Genomic DNA, 5,223 nt, shown 5'->3' with positions numbered 1-5,223 from the left:
TCCCTACACTACACCTACAGGAGAAATGCTCTATTGATGAAACGTGCGGAGAAGCAGATCTCTCCGCTCTGCTACGAAATGACAAACAAATATCACCAACTCAGCGTTTCTTGCCGGCGGCTTTCTTGGCAGCCTTCTTTGCCGGTGACTTCTTCGTTGCGGTCTTCTTCACGGCTGCTTTTACCGCCGTCTTCTTTACTGCCTTTTTGACGGCCTTCTTCGCGGTCTTCTTGGCAGGCGCCTTCTTCTCGCGTACAGCCCTCGACTTGGCTGCGACCTCCTGATGCATCTCCGCCACAGAGATCGTCGTTGCGGACTTGCGCAGGCGTTCCAGCCCATAGAACTCACGCTTCACCGGAGAGAAGATGTGGACGATGAAGTCCACATAATCCATCAGGATCCACTCAGCCTGTCTGCGGCCCTCGACGGAGTTCGGATAAATGCCGAACTGTCTCTTCAACTGCAGTTCGATCTCATCGGAGATCGCGTCGTTCTGGCGCTCGTTGGTGCCATTGCAGATCAGGAAGTAGTCGCACAACCCGCTCTCGGACGGATCGAGCTGCAGGATACGGATGTCCTCGGCCTTCTTGCTGTCGGCCGCTTCTGCGGCGGCCAGAACTAACTGCTTACTCTCGTTCGTTGCCATCATCCTCCTTCAGTACATTCCCAAGGATAGGACATCCTACCCAATCTCGCCGGTTGGCTGCCAGCGTAAATAACACGCCTTAGAGCAATTCTCCTAATATTGTGGTGTTGGAGAAATCTGCGAATGCCGTTTTCTTCGAAGGAAAACGGCGCAAACTGCAAACGCTTCGCTCTACACCTTTAGGAGAACTGCTCTAGCCATGTTTCGCGGGCTGATAGTTGCCGACCGCCGGGCGAAACGCAATTGAGATCCTGTTCCAGCTATTGATCTGCGTAATCGCAAAGGTCAGCCGCACGATCTCGTCCTCGGTAAACTGCGCCTTTACCTGCGCGAACACGGCATCAGGAGCATGTCCCTGCTGGATGTTCGTAATCGCCTCTGTCCATGCCAGCGCGGCCTGCTCGCGCGGCGTGAAGAATGTCGTCTCGCGCCATGCATTCAAGGCAAACAGACGCTGCGCCGTCTCCCCGGCAGCCATGGCATCCTTGCTATGCATGTCCAGGCAGTAGGCGCATCCATTCAACTGCGAGGACCGCATCTTCACCAGCTCCAGCAGGCTGTGCTCCAGGCCGCTGTTGTCTACAACGTGCCCGAGCTGCTGCAGCGCCTTCACGCCTTCTGGAAAGGCTTTCCAATATGCAATCCGCTCTTCGTGCATTCCTGCTTCTCCTTCACTCCGCTGGCGGTACGACAGTCTTGGTGTCATACCACGTAGCGTCTACACTCTGGATGCCGGCCGGGCTCACGGTGACGCGCAAAAATCCCCGGGCCTGTTCCGCTTCACCCGCCTGGTTCTTTTCGCTCAACGGCGGCGCCACCCGGGTCTTCGCGGCAACACAGGGATTCACCGCCAGCGAGCTGTCTGTACCTGCATAGCTGCTTTTTGCCTCGTCATGGAAGTGGCCGGCAAAGATGCCTACGACCTTCGGCCCGCACGCGGTCTTCTCCCAGTCCTTCCGCAAGGTCTCATCAATCTCCCACACAGCATGTTTGCGGAATGGGTCCATCAGGTCCGGCTCATGCGTGAAGATCACCAGTGGTTGCGGTGAGTCGTCAGCCAGGTCTCCGATGAGCGCAATCTGCTCCTTCGGGCAATTGACCGGCTCCGGTGCAATGGCGCAGGGCGCTGCGTAGTTTTCCTTCGCTTTGAAGCTGACCGTGTCCATGCCGGCGAAGCGAAGCCCGCGGATCACGAATGCGTTCTTCGTCAGCAGCGGATACACCTCAGGCCCATGCTTCGCCTTCATGCGCTCCTGCAGCAGGGCCATAAAGCAAGGAAATCGCCCTGAGTCGGCAATGCGCTCGTGGATCACGTCGTTGTTGCCTGCCACAAAGTAGATCCGCTGCACCTTCAATGGAGCCAGCAACTCCGCCACCTCTTCTACGGCTGCATCCAGACGGAAGGGCGGCAGCCCCGTCGGCGACAACGGTACAGGAGTGGCTGCACACCGCGACTGTGAGAAGTCCACGTTCAGCAGGCCCATGTCGCCGGTAAAGACCGCAAAGTCAGCCTGAAAGCCGCTGGCATTCATCGCCCCAATCGCCCAGCGGAAGCCGCGGCGATCCTCCGCGGCAACCTTGAACGCCTCTTCCCGCGAAAGTTTATCTCCGTCATCGAACAGATGAGCGTCGGTGAACTGGAAGAAACGCACAGGCTCCTGCGCGTACAGAACGGCAGAGCAGAGTGCAAACAGTAGCGTGGCAACGAGACGCTTCACATTCGACAGTCTAGAGAATTTTTCCCGTTGCTGGGTAGCCCGGGAGCAGCGTGCAGCGGCGTTTTCATTGCAGAAGCACAAGCCCCGCACGACACCTACAGGAAAAATGCTCTACCGGTACAGTCCATGCTCTTCGATGTAGCGAAGTACCGGCGGAGGCACCGCTCCCGGCTGCTCGCCACGTTTCAGCGCATCGCGCAGATCCGTTGCCGAGATGGGTTCCTCGATATCGGTCAACAGGTGCACCCGCGATCGTTGTGCCGAGGTCAGTCCCATAGCCTCAATCCGCGAAAGATCGAAACCGGGGCGTGAGACCACGATCCATTGCGCAAAGTTCAGCAGCTGGTCCGGGTATTTCCAGCGGGGAAGGTCAAGAAAACTGTCCGCGCCGACGATATTCCACCAACTGCAGCCGGGATGCTCTCCCCGCAGTGTCTGCAGCAGGTCGATGGTGAAATTCGGCTGTCCATCGCCACGCGGGGCGTCGGCCCCGCTGGCAACGAAGCGGTAGTCCGCTTTACATACCATGCGTACCATCGCCAGCCGCTGGGAATAAAACGCCTGGGGAGGCGTTGTCTTCAACGGTTGGCGTCCCACGGGGGTCCACCAGACCTCGGAAAGTCCAAAGTTGTCCGCTGCCGCTTTTGCTACATCAATATGGCCCGAATGGGGAGGATCGAAGGTCCCGCCAAAGATACCGATACTTCGCATGAATATGTCCCTGTCTTAGGTCTACCAGACCTTGCAGGTCTCTGCGCGCACCATGGCGTCCCCTTTCTTGCACCCCCACGCCTTCTCGAACTCCGGCATGTTCGATAGCGGACCCAGCACACGCCATTTGCCCAGCGGATGCGGGTCCACCTGGACCTGGCTGCGTGCTGCCTCGGGCCGCACCAGAGCTCCGCGCCACTGCGCCTCCGCCAGGAAGAACTGCTGTTCCGGCGTCAGACCGTCGACGGTAGCTTCCGGTCCCTTGCCCTCGCGCGACTTCTCGTACGCCCGAAGTGCCAGATTCACCCCGCCCAGGTCGCCTAAGGCCTCACCTGTCACCAGCTTTCCGTTGTGATGAATGCCCGGCTCGATGAAGTAGTTGTCGTACTGCTGCGTCGTGCATGCCGTCTTGGTCTTGAACTTTTCAAAGTCCTCCGGAGTCCACCACATCGTCAGCGATCCATCGGCGGCGAACTGCGCGCCCTCATCGTCCACGCCGTGGCTGATCTCGTGGCCAATCGTTACCCCAATTGCGCCATAGTTGATAGCGTCGATGCCCTTAGGGTTGAAGCCCGGCGGTTGCAGGTATCCCGCCGGTACAACAACCTCATTCATCTGCGGGTTGTAATAGGCGTTCATCGTGGGCGGAGTCATATCCCAGCGGCCACGGTCCAGCGGCTTGCCGATCCGGCCCAGATCATCGCGCACCTCGAAGGCCTGCGTCGACATGACATCCGACAGGAAATCGGCGCGCGTGACCTTCACGCTGGAATAGTCCTTCCATTTGTCGGGATATCCGACCTTGATATTCAGAGCGGCTACTTTCTCCAGGGCCTTGGCCTTGGTTGCCTGCGTCATCCAGTCATTGCCGGTAATGCTCAGCTTCAACTGCTCAGCGATATTGACTGCCATCTCACGCGCACGAGCTTTCGCTTCCGGCGAGAAGTACACCTCGACATACTTCTTACCCAGCGCTTCACCGAGTTGGGAATCCACCAGGYGCGAGCAGCGCTGCCACCGCGGCCGCTGCTCCTTCACGCCGGTCATCACCGTTCCGAAGAAGCGGAAGTTTTCATCGACAAACGTCGTAGGCAGGAAGGTCGCATCCGCGTGCAACACCGTCCAGCGCAGATAAGCCTTCCACTCACCGACCGGCGTCTGTTTCAGCTCTGTGAGGAACGCCGCAGTCAGCTTCGGCTGGCTGAGATTCAGCTTGCCCTGAGGAAGCCTCAGGGCCTTGTATGTGGCCGCCCAGTCGAAGCCCGGATAGTTTGCAGCCAGCTCGCTGAACTGCATCGGATGGTCGGTGTTCTTCGGTTCGCGCAATTCCACGCGCGACAGTCGCGCTTCGGCCAGCTTGGTCTCGATCTTCAGCACGGCATCGGTCGCTTCTTTTGCCTGGACCTCGCTGTAGCCCGCGAGCTTGAACATCGCCTCCACATGCGCGGTGTACTTTTCGCGAATCTCCTTGTAGCGAGGTTCGTTGCGTAGATAGTAGTCGCGATCGGGCAGGCCCAGGCCACGGATCGAGATCTCGGCTATGGTATCCAGCGGAGCATGCGCATCCTGCGACGAACTGATGTCGATCGGAGCCCGGATGCCGACCTTCATCAGATCGACGATCACCGTCTGTACAGCGCGCGCGTCCTTGATGGCATCGATGCGCGCCAGTGTTGGCTGCAGCGGCTTCAAGCCCGCGGCATTGACTGTGGCCTCGTCCATGCACGCGCCATAGAAGTCGCCAATCAGTTGCTCGGTGCTGCCCGCCGCCTGCTTCTTTGAGGACGCCTCGTCCAGCAGGCCGCGCAGCTTCGCCGTTGTCTCCTCCTGGGTTACCGTCCGCAACGCCCAGGATGTCTGGATCGCAGGCATCGGATTCTGTTTGCGCCACTGGCCGTTGGCATAGTTGTCAAAGTCATTGCACGGCGAAAGCGACTTGTCGATGTCCTGAACCCGCGCGCCCTGCTGGGCGGCGGCGGAAAAGGGCAGCAGGGTGCACCCGAGCGCGGCTGCGGCAAACCACTTCATGGCAAACTCCTCAATGGCCTCACTATACCGGTTCTAGAGCATTTTCCCTGTTGCTGGGTATCCCGGAAGGGGTGTGCCGTGGCGTTTTCATTACGGAAAACGCCCATAGATGCGGAAGCC

General features: G+C 59.0%; 5 protein-coding genes. All 5 read right to left on the bottom strand.

The annotated features are described in order from the left end of the window. Positions 1–100: 100 nt before the first annotated feature. The 5 genes from rsfS to AB4043_RS13570 all read right to left on the bottom strand — a co-directional run bounded on the left by rsfS (position 101) and on the right by AB4043_RS13570 (position 5,103). Complete coding sequence (gene rsfS, locus AB4043_RS13590) at positions 101–649, bottom strand: ribosome silencing factor (protein ID WP_442303147.1); 549 nt, start codon at positions 647–649, stop codon at positions 101–103. Positions 650–839: 190 nt separating this feature from the next. After that, positions 840–1,304 carry a carboxymuconolactone decarboxylase family protein gene (locus AB4043_RS13585; protein WP_442303146.1) on the bottom strand — a complete coding sequence of 155 codons (465 nt, stop codon included), beginning with the start codon at positions 1,302–1,304 and terminating at the stop codon, positions 840–842. A gap of 13 nt (positions 1,305–1,317) precedes the next feature. Beyond that, positions 1,318–2,364, bottom strand: a complete 1,047-nt coding sequence (locus tag AB4043_RS13580; protein ID WP_442303145.1) for a metallophosphoesterase family protein — start codon at positions 2,362–2,364, stop codon at positions 1,318–1,320. Positions 2,365–2,475: 111 nt separating this feature from the next. Beyond that, a complete protein-coding gene (nadD, locus tag AB4043_RS13575) occupies positions 2,476–3,075 on the bottom strand; it encodes a nicotinate (nicotinamide) nucleotide adenylyltransferase (protein ID WP_442303144.1) in 600 nt (199 codons plus the stop codon). Between the two features lie 21 nt (positions 3,076–3,096). Next, positions 3,097–5,103 carry a M13 family metallopeptidase gene (locus AB4043_RS13570; RefSeq protein ID WP_442307275.1) on the bottom strand — a complete coding sequence of 669 codons (2,007 nt, stop codon included), beginning with the start codon at positions 5,101–5,103 and terminating at the stop codon, positions 3,097–3,099. Positions 5,104–5,223: the final 120 nt, after the last annotated feature.

Source organism: Terriglobus sp. YAF25, from assembly GCF_052113305.1.
Lineage (GTDB): Bacteria > Acidobacteriota > Terriglobia > Terriglobales > Acidobacteriaceae > Terriglobus.
The sequence above is the reverse complement of the archived record's forward strand: the minus strand, read 5'-3'. Positions and strand labels throughout refer to the sequence as shown.

Coding starts and splice junctions, on each gene's coding strand:
- rsfS (WP_442303147.1), bottom strand. CDS start 649: ATGATGGCAACGAACGAGAGTAAGCAGTTAGTTCTGGCCGCCGCAGAA.
- AB4043_RS13585 (WP_442303146.1), bottom strand. CDS start 1,304: ATGCACGAAGAGCGGATTGCATATTGGAAAGCCTTTCCAGAAGGCGTG.
- nadD (WP_442303144.1), bottom strand. CDS start 3,075: ATGCGAAGTATCGGTATCTTTGGCGGGACCTTCGATCCTCCCCATTCG.